The 17,796-nt window shown below is 36.3% G+C and carries 16 protein-coding genes; 11 read left to right on the forward strand and 5 right to left on the reverse strand.

Translation table 11 applies throughout. The annotated features are described in order from the left end of the window. The first annotated feature begins 139 nt into the window (after positions 1–139). A complete protein-coding gene (locus tag FW754_RS03915) occupies positions 140–727 on the forward strand; it encodes a hypothetical protein (RefSeq protein WP_419346616.1) in 588 nt (195 codons plus the stop codon). A gap of 12 nt (positions 728–739) precedes the next feature. Here FW754_RS03915 and FW754_RS03920 read toward each other — a convergent pair whose 3' ends face one another. Both FW754_RS03920 and FW754_RS03925 read right to left on the reverse strand, forming a co-directional pair. Continuing rightward, positions 740–1,645 (reverse strand): alpha/beta hydrolase family protein, encoded by a 906-nt coding sequence (locus tag FW754_RS03920; RefSeq protein WP_446323984.1) that lies wholly within the window; start codon positions 1,643–1,645, stop codon positions 740–742. 91 nt (positions 1,646–1,736) lie between these two features. After that, a complete protein-coding gene (locus FW754_RS03925; protein WP_446323924.1) occupies positions 1,737–2,531 on the reverse strand; it encodes a crotonase/enoyl-CoA hydratase family protein in 795 nt (264 codons plus the stop codon). Between the two features lie 169 nt (positions 2,532–2,700). Between FW754_RS03925 and pnuC the strand changes: the two genes are divergently transcribed. The 4 genes from pnuC (at position 2,701) to FW754_RS03945 (ending at position 5,792) form a co-directional block, all read left to right on the forward strand. Next, positions 2,701–3,288, forward strand: a complete 588-nt coding sequence (pnuC, locus tag FW754_RS03930) for a nicotinamide riboside transporter PnuC (protein WP_409511327.1) — start codon at positions 2,701–2,703, stop codon at positions 3,286–3,288. A gap of 91 nt (positions 3,289–3,379) precedes the next feature. Continuing rightward, positions 3,380–3,691 (forward strand): hypothetical protein, encoded by a 312-nt coding sequence (locus FW754_RS03935; protein WP_446323925.1) that lies wholly within the window; start codon positions 3,380–3,382, stop codon positions 3,689–3,691. Positions 3,692–3,827: 136 nt separating this feature from the next. After that, positions 3,828–4,319: a DUF2505 family protein gene (locus FW754_RS03940; RefSeq protein ID WP_446323926.1), complete on the forward strand. Its 492-nt coding sequence runs from the start codon at positions 3,828–3,830 to the stop codon at positions 4,317–4,319. Positions 4,320–4,637: 318 nt separating this feature from the next. Continuing rightward, complete coding sequence (locus FW754_RS03945) at positions 4,638–5,792, forward strand: GGDEF domain-containing protein (protein WP_409511324.1); 1,155 nt, start codon at positions 4,638–4,640, stop codon at positions 5,790–5,792. 15 nt (positions 5,793–5,807) lie between these two features. Here FW754_RS03945 and FW754_RS03950 read toward each other — a convergent pair whose 3' ends face one another. Then, the gene (locus FW754_RS03950) at positions 5,808–6,011 is read right to left on the reverse strand and encodes an amino acid transport protein (RefSeq protein WP_409511323.1); all 204 of its coding nucleotides are present in this window, start codon (positions 6,009–6,011) and stop codon (positions 5,808–5,810) included. Between the two features lie 140 nt (positions 6,012–6,151). Here FW754_RS03950 and def point away from each other — a divergent pair, with 140 nt between their 5' ends. The 4 genes from def (at position 6,152) to FW754_RS03970 (ending at position 9,205) form a co-directional block, all read left to right on the forward strand. Then, a complete protein-coding gene (gene def, locus FW754_RS03955) occupies positions 6,152–6,631 on the forward strand; it encodes a peptide deformylase (RefSeq protein ID WP_446323927.1) in 480 nt (159 codons plus the stop codon). Positions 6,632–6,747: 116 nt separating this feature from the next. Then, positions 6,748–7,041, forward strand: a complete 294-nt coding sequence (locus tag FW754_RS03960; RefSeq protein ID WP_409511321.1) for a cold shock domain-containing protein — start codon at positions 6,748–6,750, stop codon at positions 7,039–7,041. Between the two features lie 92 nt (positions 7,042–7,133). Then, the gene (locus FW754_RS03965) at positions 7,134–7,508 is read left to right on the forward strand and encodes an endonuclease domain-containing protein (RefSeq protein WP_446323928.1); all 375 of its coding nucleotides are present in this window, start codon (positions 7,134–7,136) and stop codon (positions 7,506–7,508) included. Between the two features lie 185 nt (positions 7,509–7,693). Next, positions 7,694–9,205 carry an SIR2 family protein gene (locus FW754_RS03970; protein WP_446323929.1) on the forward strand — a complete coding sequence of 504 codons (1,512 nt, stop codon included), beginning with the start codon at positions 7,694–7,696 and terminating at the stop codon, positions 9,203–9,205. Positions 9,206–9,309: 104 nt separating this feature from the next. On the opposite strand, the gene metH is transcribed toward FW754_RS03970, so the two are convergent. Then, positions 9,310–12,996 (reverse strand): methionine synthase, encoded by a 3,687-nt coding sequence (gene metH / locus FW754_RS03975; RefSeq protein ID WP_446323930.1) that lies wholly within the window; start codon positions 12,994–12,996, stop codon positions 9,310–9,312. A 539-nt stretch (positions 12,997–13,535) separates the two neighbouring features. Between metH and FW754_RS03980 the strand changes: the two genes are divergently transcribed. Next, positions 13,536–15,158 (forward strand): inorganic phosphate transporter, encoded by a 1,623-nt coding sequence (locus FW754_RS03980; protein WP_419346587.1) that lies wholly within the window; start codon positions 13,536–13,538, stop codon positions 15,156–15,158. A gap of 78 nt (positions 15,159–15,236) precedes the next feature. Here the strand turns inward: FW754_RS03980 and FW754_RS03985 are convergent, their stop codons facing one another. After that, entirely contained in the window at positions 15,237–16,790 is a 1,554-nt protein-coding gene (locus tag FW754_RS03985; protein ID WP_446323931.1) for a hypothetical protein, read from the reverse strand. A gap of 284 nt (positions 16,791–17,074) precedes the next feature. On the opposite strand from FW754_RS03985, the gene nfuA reads away from it, so the two are divergent. Next, a complete protein-coding gene (gene nfuA / locus FW754_RS03990; protein ID WP_409511315.1) occupies positions 17,075–17,713 on the forward strand; it encodes a Fe-S biogenesis protein NfuA in 639 nt (212 codons plus the stop codon). The last annotated feature ends 83 nt before the right edge of the window (positions 17,714–17,796 follow it).

Here is a 17,796-nt window from a genome sequence, read left to right on the forward strand (position 1 = left end):
TCTGCATGAGAATATTTGACTCAATCTATATAACGATAAAGACCTTAGATTGAGTTCGTTAAATGATTAATGTTTTAAACAGCACTAAGAACAAAAATAGATGTATTTTATTTAATTGAATCCATAGAGGTTTAGTCGTATGAAGACATTATTGATACTGATTGTAATAGTCGTAGCACTCTATGTTTTATGGACTTTATGGGACAGTTTAATTAAAAATAAAATTAAGAATAAACAGCATTCAATCTTTGATCTGCATCAAAAAAATATATCAAAAAATTTTGAAGAGCGACAAGATGAAGAAGATTTACCTGAAAAATCAAAGCAGATTAAACAGCATTTAGACCAAGAACGTTTGAATATCACAATGACGAAACAACAGGCAGACGATCAGCAAAATGGCTCAGTACAGATGAGTACTGTGATGGATGATGTTAATCAAGAAGATCAACGCTTATTTGATGATGCGGCACAATTATTTTTTCAACAAGCCTTGAAAGTCAGGGATATCAATCAGGCAGGGGAAATTCAACAAAAATGGCTGAATAAAATGCCACACAGTACCCAAAGCCAATCGGGAGGTTTTGATTTTGGCGAATGGGCAATTTATTGGCATTACCATGATCAATCGCTTGAATATTATGTTGGGCGCTACGGTATTTTCTATGCGCATGTCGATCATGAAGGGCGAGAACACAAACTTGAGTTTCGCCAATCGAGTACATAATGTTTTTTAAATTTAGATACTCAGCATCTGATCAAATTGATCTAGCATCTTTTGCCAAATTTGCTCAGAACCCTTTCTAAAATATCCCATATGACCAATTGTCTTGAGCCCATAGTCTTTTGCTGAAATATCAATGTAGTGCATTGGGGCTTGACGATAATGTTGCATAAATGAATCACGAGATTGAGGAAGTGCCCAATCATCATCAAGTGCAGCTACGGAAAAAATGGGTGTTTTAACTTCGGCATAACGTTGATGAAGATCTTGTTGCTGAGGATCTGCAAAGAAATACGTTGGATTTTTACACCATTTACGCCACTGCTGATACACGCCCTTGGGTAAATCTGCACCCATGTTCAATTTACTCCAAGGTAAATAACCTTTAATGGCAACCATCGGTGGAAATACAATATTCCAAATGACCTGAACTTTAACTCGTTCTTTAAATGGCATAAAACCATGCCAGCCTGCACCTGTGCCATAGCAATACATTGCACTGACTTTATGATGATTTCTCGTTAATCCTAAAGCTTGACCACCATAAGAATGTCCGACCATAAATAAAGGAAGATTATCGCTTTTGAGACGATCAATTGCTCCAGTTAAATCATGCTCGCCCCAATCGAGATAAGACATTTGGAAGTCTTTCAGTTGCTTTGGTGCAGATAAATGAATACCACGATAATCAAAGGTCAGAACCTCAAAACCTTGAGCAGCCGAAAATTCAGCAAAGCGACGATAAAATGGTTGGGGTACACCTGTTGCGCATGCCACAACAATACGTGCTTTGACAGTTTTCGGTGTATAGAGTATTCCTGTCAGCATATAGCCATCATGGGCTAAAAAGTCGATGGTGGTACTTTCAAAAGCAGTTTGTGTTGTATTTAGCTGTATTTTATTTAACTGTGTTTGTGGCATATTCATACAAAATTCCTTGTATAACTGATATGAAGAACAGTCAATTTACTTTTGCTTAGAGTGAATAAAGTGGCAATGACGTTAGTTTTAATTATTTTCCTTTAAATTCAGGTGCACGACGTTGCAGCATTGCCATAACACCTTCTTGCGCATCTTCAGATTTTAATAATGGTGTTAATAGGCTTTGCAAGTTTGCAAAAGCAGCTTCAGGGTTTTGTAGGAATGCTTGATGTGCAGAGTGTAAGGCTGCCTGTACTGCAAGTGGGGCAGCACTTGCAACGCGTTCAGCCAGTTCTAAAGCACGTGCGAGAGGGTCGTTATTGATCTCTGTGATGAGGTTCATGGTATAAGCATCTTGAGCATTGAAAAGATCACCTGTGAGAATGTATTTCATGGCTTTTGCCCAACCTGCTGCTTGTACAAAGCGTACTGTTGCACCACCAAAAGGCAGAATGCCACGTTGTACTTCTATTTGAGTAAATTGAGTGTTTTCATGCGCGACAACCATGTCGGAATTCAGCATCAATTCGATACCTGCGGTATAGCAATAACCTTGTACAGCTGTAATTAAAGGTTTGGTTCGTTGGCGACCGACTGTACCCCAAGGATTAACGGTTTCATCTGAAAAATTAAACACACCTTCTGCAAGTTTAGGTTGTAATTCGACTAAATCGAGCCCTGCGGTAAAATGCTCACCATGTGCAAAGATTACTGCACAGCGTAGTTCAGCATTATTTTCATACTCAGTTAACGCTAGTGCAAGGTCATGGATCATATGACTATCAAAAGCATTGCGCTTATCTGCGCGATCAAGTCCAATTAAATAGATGTGACTTTGAATTTCACGGCTGACTTTGCCTTGATTGGTAGTTGTAGTATTTGGCATTGTATGACTCATTTTTTTAATGTGTTTGATCTATTTTTAAGCGATGATAGCGTAATGGTCAAGTCAACAAATTGACTACTGAGGTTATATGAGTTCCAAAATAGAACTCACTTGCAATCATTCAGTTTTTTTTCATAATACAGACATTCAAAAATATGTAGTTAGTCTTATGTCCCCACTTGAAATCATCTCCGTTATTATTAGTGTTATTGGTGTGACATTAACAATTAAAAGAAACATGTGGTGTTGGCTGTTTAATTTTCTTGCCTATTGTTTATATGCATGGCTGTTTTATGAATTTAAGCTCTATGGTGAAACTATTTTACAATGCTTCTTTATGGTGATGAATTTTTACGGTTTTTATCATTGGATGAAAGGGAAGCAAGAGAGTCATGAAATTCGTATTGAACCGATTGCTCCGAAATTGGTCATTTTACAAATGAGTATGGCGGCTGTAGGAGGTTTGTTATTTGGACTTTCTTTACATTATTTTACCGATGCCGCATTACCAATGCTCGATTCACAACTTGCCGCTTTTAGTCTATTGGCAACCTATTGGACTAGTCGAAAACATATTGCAACGTGGGTACTGTGGGTCTTTGTTGATATTATTTATGTGGGTATGTTCTTGTTTAAAGATTTATATCTAACTGCTGCGCTTTATGCAGCACTTGTCGGTTTGGCAGCATTTGGTTGGTGGCAATGGACGCAGGTTAAAAATAAACAAACTCAGTGTAGTTTTACGGGAATATCCTAAAATGGAATAACCATTCCGACTAAAGTTAAGCGTTAAAATTTTGGTCAGATTGTGGTTTTTAAGAATTTGATTCATATTGGAGTCGTTTGAGATGTTACTCGATTTACAATTATATAAATTTGATGTATTGGTGAGAAAACTGATTTCTACACCCGAAGACTATATTCAATTTGAATCAGTTTCTGATTTTTATAAAGCACCTTGGCTCAATAATTTTCCTCAAGGAACAACGTGGACAGTTTCAGGTTTAGATGATGGAGCAGAGGAATTTTGTATTCTCATTACGTATAAAAATCATAATTTGATGATTGATGTTGCTGACAAAATTCAGATTTCTCGAAGTGTAGTTTCTGAAAAATTAACAAAAAATGAATGTAGTTCGTTATACGTCAGTCATAAATAATACGTGACATCTGCTACTTTTTTGATTTAAATGAATAAACAAGCTGCTGAGATAAATACTAATTTTTGTTTCAATGATTGAATGAAAATTTTCAGCAGTCATAAATTCATCTAAAAGAACAATGAAAGGATTCAAAATGGCACATAAATTTAGTATTCAAACCACCATTCAAGGCATCACCCTTGAAGACTTCAAACGGCTTTCGGCAAATACAGCATTGCATGAAGCCGTATGTCGTCGTATTCCTGGAGAAAAGCTGGATATTCTTGAATCGCAAATTACGGGTGATATTTATACTATGCGCCGTGCGTATAACTTAGATGTCAATATTCCAGATATTGCCAAAAAATTATTGAAAGATGCCTTCCGTTTAAAACGAACAGATGTAACGAATTTAGCTGCCATGACCTCCACAGTTGAATTAGGTGCAAACCTTCCTTTAGAGGCAAGGTGTGAGCGTTCGGTAACAGGTGATCAGCATCAGATAAAATTACAAATTGATTGGCAGGTAAAGGTAAAAGTACCGTTAATTGGAGGTTTGCTTGAAAAGCATGCCGAAGGTGAAATTCGTAAATTTACAGATTTAGAACTCGAAATTATTGAAGATGAATTAAAGAAAAATTTATAAAAATTAAAATAATACTATTCATCCGTCAACGTTATGGATGAATAGTAAATAATAGCAATAAAGTAAAATCAGTATCAACTTTCTTATTTTATGTATAAAAAATACTTAACCATCTGATTTAAAATATTTTATTATCTTTTCTTACTTTAATAGTAAAAATTCACAGATAGTCATAATTTGATGATAAATTATACTAAAGTAATATTTCTTGAAATTAAGATGCTATTGATGAATGTAAAAAAGGATATAGTGGAATAAAAAATCATTCTTATACATTTTAAATAATTATAAATATTGGCTATAAGCAGGCGGTCTATAATGAAAATACTAGAAAAAATCAAAGAATTTTTGAACGGTAGCGCACTGTTGAATTGGGATAGTTTGAGCAAAAGTAATTTTGTCATGATTCTTGGCGCATTGACCTATATCATTTGGATTATTTGGTATTTATTTGTTTTTAGTGTTCCCGAATTAAAATATTGGATGGATGAAAGCCTATTCACTTCTCATATAATTGTATCGGTTATTATCATTTTTTTATTTTTACTCTGGGCATTTATTGGCATAAAGTGGAAAGATAATATTTGGATTCAGACGTATTTTCCCTATTTTTGTATTATGTTTTTTGGTGTGACGCTAATTTATGGCGGATTTAATGTTGGTATTATTAGTCCAGCAACGATCGGAAGCTATATTAGTTTAATTTCGGTTGGTATTGTCTTATTTGAACGTAAAATTATTTATAGTACAGCCATTCCTGTGACTATTTTTTTACTGGGTAGTATTGTATTGAGTGCAATGGGAAAAATACCCTATGCACCTTTATTTAGCAATGAATTGAATAGTAGTACGCTCTCTGAAAATCCATTTTGGATTTATAGTATGTTGTACCTGTATGTGCCAATTTTTTTTATTTCTATTGTACTTTTTGAAATACTATTGACCCAGTGGCGTAATCGTGAAAAACAAATTCAAATTATGAGTCAGCTTGATCCTTTAACAGGTATTTTCAATCGTCGCTTCATTAGCCAAAGTTTAGGGAAAATTCATCAGAAAAATGGTGATTATTCCTTAGTTGTGCTTGATCTTGATTTCTTTAAAAATATTAATGATAGCTATGGGCATGATGTTGGAGATCGTGTACTCCGTGATGTTGCGCAGGTTCTTAGTTTGAGTTTGCGTGGTAATGATCTTGTTGGACGTTTTGGCGGTGAAGAATTTGTTTTACTACTTAGTGATAAACAACAGATCCATGCAATGGAAATCGCAGAAAGATGTCGTGAAAAAATTGAACAATTGAATGTGGAATATGCAGAAAATCAATCGATTAAAATCACTGCAAGTTTTGGTGTTGCAACATGGAAACCAGGTTTAACACGTGAAGTTGTTTTACGTCAGGCAGATCAGGCATTGTATTTAGCAAAAAAAAATGGGCGCAATCAGGTCAGAAGCTATTTAGAAATTACGGCTTAATACAATCATTAAATATTAATTTCTTACAAAATAAGGTGTTGCAGACAGTGTGATGCCGATTGCGAGTACTGCCCAAAGATTGTCTATAAAATATGGAAAAATCATTAAAATAATCCCACAGATAAAAGGCACATTTTTACGTTGCTTACGCCCATAGAGAAAATAGCCAAATCCGATAGAGCTAAACAGCACATTCAGTAGTAATGTTGTTGTATCCATAAAGTATGATAATTTTTTAAAATAGTGTTTAAGTTTAATCGAAAGTCCTGAAAAAGAACTTAAATTTAATACGTATAAAAGACAGATTTTTAAACATTCTGTTTTAAAATAGCCGTCAAAATAATCAAATTGAGTACGCCATGCAGACAATTTTACCTGTTGCCCAATGTGGTGAAGCTATTTTAACCTTAATTGCAGCACCAATTTCAGAAAGTGAATTTGGTAGTGCGTGGTTAAATACACTTGCTGATACCATGCAAGATACGATGCTTGAGCGTAATGGTGTTGGCATTGCTGCACCGCAAGTTTATATCTCTAAGCGTGTGATTATTGTGGCTTCTCGTCCGAATCCACGCTATCCCGATGCACCTGAAATGGATGCAGTTGTGATGGTGAACCCTGAAATTTTAGCTTTTTCTAGTGAAGTTGTATCGGGTGAGGAAGGGTGTTTAAGTGTACCTAATGAACGTGGACAAGTTCAGCGTGCAGAGAAGATCACTATTCGCTATCGCACATTAAATGGAAAGGCTGTTGAAACTGAGTTTTCAGGTTTTCCTGCCCGTATTGTGCAACATGAAGTGGATCACTTAAATGGCGTATTGTTTGTCGATAGAGTTTAAAAATATTATATTGTTGTAAAAATAGCCCGATTCAAACAAGTATTTGTATTATTTTCCCTGATCATTTTTGAAGATAGGTATAATGGGAATAATTGTAAAATATGATGAGAATCTGTATGAAACTTGAATTTCAACAAGGCAAAATTAAGCAATACAATGCCGATAAAGGCTTCGGTTTTATTGGTGGTATAGAAGAGGATATTTTTTTTCATATTTCTGATTTTCCACTTGCCGATGGCGAACCGAAACGTAATGAACGCGTGAAATTTGTTGTTATAGATAATGAAGGTAAGCCGAGAGCTGTGAAAATTGAGCGTGTTGAAGATAATTCAGCAAGAGCTAAAAAGACTAAAATTGTAGACAATAATAAATCAATTACTTCGTCTTTATTATCAAATTTTAGAAAGTAATTGTTTTTAAATCATTAGATTTCCTCCCTTTTTAAGCTGAGAAGTTTTTTTTGATTAAAGGGAGGAGTAGTCTTTTTAGATAATGAATAAAAATGAAACCTTATAATAAAAACTTAAAACAAGCCTCTCGAGATCTTAGAAACAACATGACTGATGCTGAAAAGCTTTTATGGTCAAGGCTTCGTAATAAGCAAATTTTAGGATTACAGTTCTATCGGCGGAAACCGCTTTTAAATTTCATTGTGGATTTTTACTGTCCTTCTACAAATTTGGTGGTTGAGTGCGATGGGAGTCAGCATTATACAAATGAAGGCTTAGAAGCTGATAGGATTCGTGATCACGCATTGGAACAGTTGGGTTTAAAAGTCCTAAGGTTTGATAATCGGCAGATTTTGGCTGAAATTGATGGGGTGGTGGAAGTCATTCATTTTTATTGTGTTAAAGAATCTCCCTCTTGCGAAACATAGTTTCTCATCTTTATAAAAGAGGGACTTTTCGCGAATTTTATAATGGTATTAGATTCGCGGTGTTCCTCCCTTTTTTAAAGGGAGGTTAGGAGGGATTAGAAAAATACAGTGAAATTATGGAAGTTGTTTTTTTTTAATGCTATAAATTAGTCATATACAACAAACATTGCTACTTAAAGTAAATTATGGATATATTTGATTTTATTAATAATTATAAAAACCATCCTGTACTCTTTATTGGTACAGGTTTTAGTTTGCGCTATCTTGAAAATTCATACTCTTGGGAAAGTCTTCTTAAAAAAATTGCATTTGAATTAAAAGGAAACGATGAGTTTTTTTATGATCTAAAAGGAAAAGTTCATGATAGGAAATCAGGTAACTATGATTTCATGCAATTAGCTTCTTTTTTGCAGGAGGAGTTTAATCATCAAGTTTCTGAAGATCGCAATGGGAAGTTCAAAGATATAAACGATGAGTATTATCGTAAAAGTAGTGAAGGGATTACTTCTGATAAGTTTAAAATTTATATTGCATCTTTATTAACGGATCTAGAGAAAAGAGATAAAAATATTGATGAGTTAGAAGTATTTAATTTGTTGTCAAAAAATATATCATCAATAATTACAACAAATTATGATAAATTGATTGAAGATGTTACAGGTTTTGAACCCTTGGTTGGCAATAACATATTATTAAGTAATCCTTATGGTTCAGTATATAAAATTCATGGAAGTGTTGATAATCCAGAAGAATTAGTTTTTACGACAGAAGATTATGATGATTTTGATCAGAGGTATGATTTAATTCGAGCACAATTAATTTCATTATTTGTTCATAATCCAATAGTATTTTTAGGTTATAGTGTTAATGATACGAATATTAAAAAAATTCTAAATACTATTTTTAAATATGTACAATTTAATTCTGAACAAGCAGATTTAATAAGAAATAATTTTTTACTTGTAGAATATCAAGAAGGATCTGAATCCTTAGAAATTTTAGACCATGATATTGATGTACATGGTTATCCGTTACGAATTAATAAACTTAAAACAGATAACTATATTGAACTTTATCGTGCATTAGAATCATTGAGCCTACCAGTATCAACTTATGAAATTAGGCGTGTATTAGATAATGTCAAAGATATCACTTCAGGTGGAACAATTAAAGTTAGTATCACTGAGGATATTGATCAATTAAAAAATTCAGAGAGGATTTTGGCTATTTCGCCGAAATCAAAATCTAGCATCGAGTATACATATACTGACTCATCACAATTAATAATTGATTATTACGATATTATTGAGGCTAGAAGTGAAAGTTTGATTAAGCTTATTGATGAGTTTCCTATTGCTAGAACGCATTGGTTTCCTATTTTTGGATTCACGCATATTGTGCCGAGTTTACAAAAATCAGAAACTTTAAAAGCCCAACAAGTAACGAAGTTGCATAATAATATTAAACCAAATATAGAACGATTCGATGTACATGGTTTAAATGATATTGACCCTATATTGGAAACCGATAAAATTCCTGAAAGTTATAAAATTGATTATATATTTTATAAGGTTTTTAATAATTTAATTTCTGCAGAAGAATTGAAGAATTATTTAATGAAAATAGATGGTGACTTAAATTCTAATTATAAAAAATTATTATGTCTTTATGATTTTAAAGAATATGAAAATCTATAATCCCTCCCAACCTCCCTTTAAAAAGGGAGGGGCTGTCACGTAATTTATTTAATCACATGACATCCCCCTCTTTTTCAAAGAGGGGCTAGGGAGATTTTAAAAACTCAAGAAACAGAATCATCCAAATTTGGCGCTAACCAACGCTTCGCTTCATCCAAAGTCCAATTCTTACGCTTTGCATAATCTTCAAGCTGATCGCCTGCGATTTTACCCACGTTAAAATATTCAGACTGTGGGTTTGCATAGTAGAAACCACTCACAGAAGAAGGTGGCCACATTGCAAAACTAGAAGTCAACTCAGTACCAATTTTTGCAGTTGAATCTAACCAACTAAACAAAGTCGCTTTTTCAGAATGTTCTGGGCAAGCAGGATAACCTGGTGCAGGACGAATCCCGACATATTTCTCTTTAATCAACTCTTCATTCGATAAGTTTTCAGTAGCTTGATAACCCCAGAACTCTTTACGGATACGCTCATGTAAATGCTCAGCAAATGCTTCAGCAAAACGGTCACCTAAAGATTGTGCAAGAATCGCAGAGTAGTCATCGCCCTTGGCTTTATACTCATGTGCCATTTCTTCTGCACCGAAAATCGATACAGTGAAACCACCCAAGAAATCTTCCGCTTGGTTTTTAGTCGCTACAAAATCAGCCAATGATAAGTTTGGTTTGCCAGTCACTTTGTCCGATTGCTGACGGATATGATGGAAGGTATGCGTCGTTGCACCTGATTCATCATAGACTTCAACAGAGTCAGCCGCAGAACGATTGGCAGGGTAAATGCTAAACACTGCACGAGCATCAAAGCGTTTATTTTCAATAATGTCTTTCAACATCTCTTGCGCTTGGTTATACAAATCAGTCGCAGCTTCACCGACCACTTCATCTGTTAGAATTGCAGGGAATTTACCCGCCAAACTCCAAGAAATAAAGAACGGAGTCCAATCAAAATACTCCACTAAAGTTTCAAGTGGGTAGTTGGTCAATGTATGCGAACCGATACTGTTAGGAATCGCAGGTTTATTGGCAGCAAAGTCAATTTTTAAACCATTTTCAATCGATTCAGCATAAGACAATTTTGCTGCTTTTGGCTGTTTATTGGCAATACGTTCACGCACTTTTTCATATTCAGCACGAGTTTCTTCAACTAACTTCGGCTTCATTTCTTTAGAAAGTAATGTTGTTGCAATACCAACCGCACGAGAAGCATCTGCTACATAAATTACAGCATCATTTGAATATTGTGGATCAATTTTCACAGCGGTATGTGCTTTAGAAGTGGTTGCACCGCCAATCATGAGGGGTATATGGAAACCTTTACGTTGCATTTCTTTGGCAACAAAGACCATTTCATCGAGTGATGGTGTGATTAAACCTGACAAACCGATGATGTCACATTTTTCATCAATCGCCGTTTGTAAAATTTTCTCAGCAGGCACCATTACACCAAGGTCAACGATGTCATAACCGTTACAGCCAAGTACAACACCCACGATATTTTTACCAATATCATGCACATCGCCTTTCACTGTCGCCATCAAGATACGCCCTTTAGATTGCGCACCTGATTTTTCAGCTTCAATGTACGGGTTCAACCAAGCCACCGCTTGCTTCATCACACGTGCAGATTTCACCACTTGTGGTAGGAACATTTTACCTGAACCAAACAAGTCACCGACCACATTCATGCCGTCCATGAGTGGGCCTTCAATCACATCAAGCGGACGAACTGATTTTAAACGTGCTTCTTCAGTATCTTCATCAATATAGGTGGTGATACCTTTGACTAGCGCATGCTCAAGACGTTTTTCGACAGGAAGTTCACGCCATTCCAAGTTTTCGACTTGTTTTTGTGCGACACCTTGACCACGATATTTTTCTGCAACTTCAAGCAATTTTTCGGTGGCATCATGTTGGCTTTCACCTTGATTCTGATTCAGAATCACATCTTCAACGGCAGCTTTGAGTTCAGGATCAATATCATCATAAATCGCCATTTGACCTGCGTTGACAATACCCATCGTCATGCCTTGTTGAATGGCATGGTAAAGGAACACAGAGTGAATCGCTTCACGTACAGGCTCATTACCACGGAATGAGAACGATACGTTAGACACACCGCCTGAAATCATTGCATGTGGAAGATTTTGTTTAATCCAGCCTGTTGCTTCAATAAAATCAACAGCATAGTTGTTATGTTCTTCAATCCCTGTTGCTACTGCAAATACGTTTGGATCGAAAATAATATCTTCAGCAGGAAAACCAACTTCATTGACCAATACATCATAAGAACGCTTACAAATTTCACGTTTACGTGCAGCAGTATCCGCCTGACCAGTTTCATCAAATGCCATGACAATAATTGCAGCACCGTACTGACGGCACAAACGTGCTTTTGCAACAAACTCGTCATAACCTTCTTTTAAGGAAATCGAGTTTACAACTGCTTTACCTTGTACGCATTTCAAGCCTGCTTCAATGATTTCCCATTTAGATGAGTCAATCATGATTGGCACTTTGGAAATTTCAGGTTCAGATGCGATCAAATTCAGAAAATGCACCATCGCACCTTGCGAATCGAGCATGCCTTCATCCATGTTGATGTCGATGATTTGCGCACCTGCAACCACTTGTTGCAAGGCAACATCGAGTGCTTCGGCAAAATTTTCTTCACGAATCAAACGGAGGAATTTTTTAGAACCTGTCACGTTAGTACGTTCACCGACATTCACAAACAAAGAATCGTCAGTAATGTTAAACGGCTCTAAACCACTTAAACGACAAGCAGGCTTGGTTTCAGGCACTTGGCGTGGCTTGATGTCTTTTACGGCATTGTAAATGGCACGAATATGGTCAGGGGTTGTACCACAACAACCGCCTGTAATGTTGATCAGACCGCTTTCAGCAAATTCTTTTAAGAATGCAGCTGTTTCTTCAGGAGTTTCATCATAACCACCAAAAGCGTTTGGTAAACCTGCATTTGGATGTGCTGAAACAAAAGTATCGGCAACGTCAGAAATCGTTTTGACATGCGGACGCATTGCATCTGCACCTAAGGCACAGTTAAAACCAATCGACAATAAATCGCCATGACGTACTGAGTTCCAGAACGCTTCCGCAGTTTGACCTGTCAGTGTACGACCTGATGCATCGGTAATCGTACCCGAAATCATCAAAGGCAATTCACGACCTAATTGATTAAAAACTTCTTTAACGGCAAAAATTGCCGCTTTACAGTTCAGTGTATCGAATACTGTTTCAATGAGTAGAATGTCCACACCACCTTCAATGAGGGCGTGTGCAGCCTCAATATAGTTTTCTTTTAATTCATCAAAGGTAATGTTACGGAACGCAGGATCATTCACATTCGGTGAAATTGAACAAGTACGTGACGTAGGACCGAGTACACCTGCAACAAAACGTGGTTTGTCAGGTGTTGAATATTTTTCACAAGCTGCTTTAGCAATACGTGCAGCTTCAAAGTTAATCTCATGGACAAATTCTTCCATGTGATAGTCAGACATTGAAACTTTTGTACCATTGAATGAGTTGGTTTCAATGATGTCTGCACCTGCATCGAGGTAAGCTTCATGAATGCCTTGAATAATTTGCGGTTGAGTCAGTACTAAAAGGTCATTGTTACCTTTCAAGTCAGATGCCCAATCGGCAAAACGCTCACCACGGTAATCGGCTTCCTCCAATTTATGGCGTTGAATCATGGTTCCCATTGCACCATCAATGATTAGGATACGTTGGGTCAGAAGCTCTTTTAAGGTGGTCAATGTTGACATTCAAAACTCTCAGCAGGTTTTTTAAACGTGCAATATATTAGCAGATAGTCTATATGATTACTGCAAAAGCGAATCTCAAGGCTAATTTATTGATGGAAATCTGTGATTTGATACATGAGCTTTGTTGATATACACAAAAAAATCAATTTTTGATTAAAATCAATACATAAAGCAGGTTTAAAGATAAAAAATAATGGATATGTAAATATTTTAGTTTGTCTAAGATCGTGAGTGTTTTTTCATCAATTTGTCATAAATTTCTTGGATGATGTGATGGTGAAATAACGAAAAAGACATTTTTCTTTAAATATTACAAATTTTATTTCAGGATTAGAAATGCTTAAACATCGGATTTTTTAATGTTTTATATTGACTAAGTTTATGTTTTTTATTTTTATTTTTATTTTTAGGTGAGTGGGTGTGTTAAGTGAAGCGCTTATATTTTTGAAATATGAGCGTTATATAAGTCATGTTTGTCATATAATTGTCATAATTAAATTGAACAATAAGGGGATTTTATTATCCTCTTTTACGTCTGCATGAATTCAAATTTACCTCCCGTTTCTGATTCGGCACAAACGTCAACAGCACAAAAGTCGACGAATGTTCATGTGCCAACACCAAAATTTTTTATGCCGGTGTTTTTGACGATTATTATTGCGACGCTTATTTATATTGCAATTCAGGTCAATACTGACCTGAGTCATGTACCTGCGCTGAGCATGTACTCTGTTATTTTATTGGCAACAGCACTTTTCATTGCACTCGGTTTTGAGTTTGTAAATGGTTTCCATGATACAGCCAACGCTGTAGCAACGGTGATTTATACTAACGCCTTACCTGCACCTGTTGCAGTGATGTGGGCAGGTTTCTGTAACTTCTTGGGAGTTATGGTTGCAAGTGGTGCTGTCGCTTACGGGATTATTGCTTTACTACCTGTTGAATTGATTATGAATGTCGGTTCAGGTGCAGGTTTTGCGATGGTTTTTGCCATGCTCATAGCAGCGATTCTGTGGAACTTAGGGACTTGGTTCTTAGGGATTCCGGCATCAAGCTCACATACTTTAATCGGTTCGATTTTAGGTGTAGGCATCATGAACTGGATTTTACATTCGGGGAGTGGCGCTTCAGGCGTTGATATGGATCAAGTTGCAAAAGTGGGTAAAGCATTGCTGTTTTCTCCTCTTATTGGTTTTGCCTTTGCAGCAGTTGTTTTCTTATTGGTTAAGAAAATATTTAAGAAACAAGTTGAATTGTTCCAACCACCTGAAGGTAATAAGCCACCACCACCATTGATCCGCGCCATTCTTATCTTTACCTGTACGGGGGTAAGTTTTGCACATGGCTCAAATGATGGTCAAAAAGGTATGGGCTTAATCATGTTGATTTTGATTGGTTGTGTACCTTTGGCATATTCTTTAAATAAAAGTTTAGACCAAACACATTTACAATCATTTTCACAATTATCAAGTCAGACCGCGTCAGCAATCTATGTACAACATGATGATATTTCGGATGCGCAAGCACGTGATACGATTACTAAATACGTTCAAACTAAAGAATTAACACCGCAAGTTATACCTGCATTGGCAAGTTTAACGGATCACTTGGGTGAACGTGTCAGCAAGTTTGGTAGTTTGAACAATTTACCTGAAGCGGAAGTTTCTGCTTTACGTAATGATATGTACTTGAGCTCGACTGCATTTAAACGTTTGGAGAAAGCTGAGCAATTGCCAAAAATGGATGCAACACAAACCAAAGTGGTGAAAGACTATCGTAAAAATTTAGATTCATTTTTACAATACATTCCAACTTGGGTAAAAGTTGCAGTGGCATTGGCATTGGGTCTAGGCACAATGGTTGGTTGGAAGCGTATTGTGGTGACTGTGGGTGAGCGTATTGGTAAACATCACATGACTTATGGTCAGGGCATGTCTGCTGAATTGGTTGCAATGACGACAATTGCAGCAGCAGATGGTTTTGGCTTACCAGTATCAACCACACACGTTTTAAACTCGGCTGTTGCAGGTACCATGGTTGCCAATAAATCTGGTTTAAACTTTGCGACAGTGAAAACTATTCTTTCAGCTTGGATTTTCACATTACCTGCAACAATCTGTTTATCAGGTGGATTGTTTTGGTTATTCTTACAATTTGTCTAATCTGAAATAATTAAATAAGAAATTTAAAAATGCTGCCAAAAGGCAGCATTTTTTTTAGCAAATAGAACATGCTCAAACTTATGATTTTTTCACTTTAGACCATACTTTATCTAATGGTAGCTTATTGGCAGCAAAACCATAAATAGCAGCAAAGGGCAGTGCAGTACGTGCAAGATAAGCCACACGCCATAAGCCCCCATGATTTGCACCGTCCATCATCAGTTGAAGTGGATGTTCAAGATCATTTTCAGGATGTGATAATGCTTTAGGATTACGTAAGTCGTGAATCCATAACGCAGCCATAATGGCATTGGTCGTTTCAGGATCAAAAGCTTCAACATCAAATAAACGTGCGCCATTAAATGCTGCTTTCAGCAGTGGATTTTTGGTCACTGAATAAGTCGTTGTCGATGGTGCAATATTGATACATACCTTTTGACCTTGATGACGAGCTAAAGTTGCACGCCATTGTTGTAGTCGTTTTGCTAAGGCGTAGTTTGGACCTTGTTCTACGACCATACAGTCTGCGACACCATAGGCTTGTCCATTATCGGAAGAAATCAACGTTTTTTGATGATTTTGGAAAAAATGTTTGAGTGAGATGGTTGAAATGCCTTTACTAAAGAGTTTTTCAAAACTTGAACGTCGCTTAAATTTCTCACCCGAAGCTTCAATCACTTCTTTAGGCACAGCATAAATGTCTGTTGGTGTACACATATACATGAGTGATGAGTCAGGCTTTTGCTGACTGACATAGCTCATAATACTGTCCATTGCCATAGAAACACGAACGTGTTTTTCACCATCTAGGTATGCAATTGCAGCAAGGTTTAGTTTATGTGGATTCTGCGCTAACCAATGTCCAATTTCAGGAATTTGGGTCAGTAAATTTACCCCTAACTTTTGTGTCAGTTCATTTTGTGATGTATTTACTGAAATATCTTCTAAGCTTGGCGCATGAAGTGTGGCATTGCCATTTTCAATAATCTTGAGGATTTTTGTCCATACTCGTTCATTAGGTAAATCTACGGCAATAATATTGGCTTTCCATTTTGCAAGCCAACTCAGAGGTCCTGCTTCCGATGCAGCACCAAACAGAACCATGGTTTTTTCAGATAAGTCGAACCATTCAGGATGAGCAATCACTTTACGTAAAGCATCGGCATGACTTTCTTCAACAATACCTGCATCTTGCCAAAATGTAATTTGATCAAGTAAAGCCTGACCTTGTAGTTTTTGTCCACGATAGGGTACATACCATTCGGGTTTTGCAGTACTTTTACCTTGAATTGTCACGGTATACAGTTTTTGAATGTCAGCGACATCCATAACATCTTTCAATAAATACTTTTTCCCATCACGATAAAAATCAAAACTATGCTGTGCTTTGTGTAAGCCTTGGGTAGCAATGTGAATGGGATTTTGAGTTGAGCGAATACCATGTTCAACCAGTGCTTTAAAATAATGGGGGTAATTTTTTCGCCAATTTTTATCTTCTAATACGGCTTGAGCATTGGCATGATCGACCAAAGACAGTGCTTCGGAAAGAATGGATTGACCTGTTTTGGAACTGCTCGATTTGCCTGTATGTGGGTCAAGTGGAAAGTGTAATCCATCTAATATTTTGGACATGCGAAAAACCCCAGTTTTTTTTAAATTAATATACAGATGTATACATTATCTATGCCAAGTTTACTTTTTGGGTGGCATTAACTACCAAAATTGATAGAAAAAGTAAGGGAGAAATAAATGGCTTTCACATCTAAAAGGTTCTATTGAGTGTAATTTGATTGAAAGATTTTTTAAAACTTGTGTGAAAAATAAATAAAAACATCAATTCCGACAAATTTAGTTGATTTTTTTTTAATTGCCCCCAACTTCAGTTAAAATAGCAACTTCAGCTTGAGGAAAAAGTTATGTCGACTGAAAACAGCAACACTGCAGTTGCAGAAGAAATTCCAAATTTATTGATTACACCAACTGCACAAGAATATCTGAAAGATTTGCTTGAAAAGCAAAATACACCGGGTATCGCAGTTCGTATTTTTGTTGAACATGCAGGAACTCCACGTGCTGAATGTTGCATGGCGTATAGTGCTCCTGATGAAGTTGTCCCTACAGACTATAAACAAGAATATGCAGAGTTTGGTGCTTATATCGATAGCCCATCTATTCCATATTTATTAGATGCGGTTATTGATTACAACAAAGACCGTTTTGGTGGGCAGTTGACATTCCGTGCACCAAATTCAAAAGTCCCACGTGTCGGTCCTGATGCATCAATGGAAGAGCGTATTACTTATGTATTACAGTCTGAAATTAACCCAGGCTTAGAAGGTCATGGTGGTAACTGTGCATTGGTTGAAGTACAAGATGATGCAGAGCATGGTTTAACAGCGGTATTAAAATTTGGTGGTGGTTGCCAAGGGTGTTCATCTATTGACTTAACCTTGAAACAAGGTGTTGAGACAACGTTGAAACAGCATATTCCAGAATTGATGAGAGTTGTCGACCAGACAGATCATACTCAAACTGATGGTGCGTATTTCAAATAAATTGATTTAAAATTCAGTTTTAAAACCTCCAATTATGGAGGTTTTTTTATGCTTAACAGTTTTGTAAGGATGAGTTTTCTCAT

The organism is Acinetobacter sp. 1207_04, assembly GCF_052850415.1.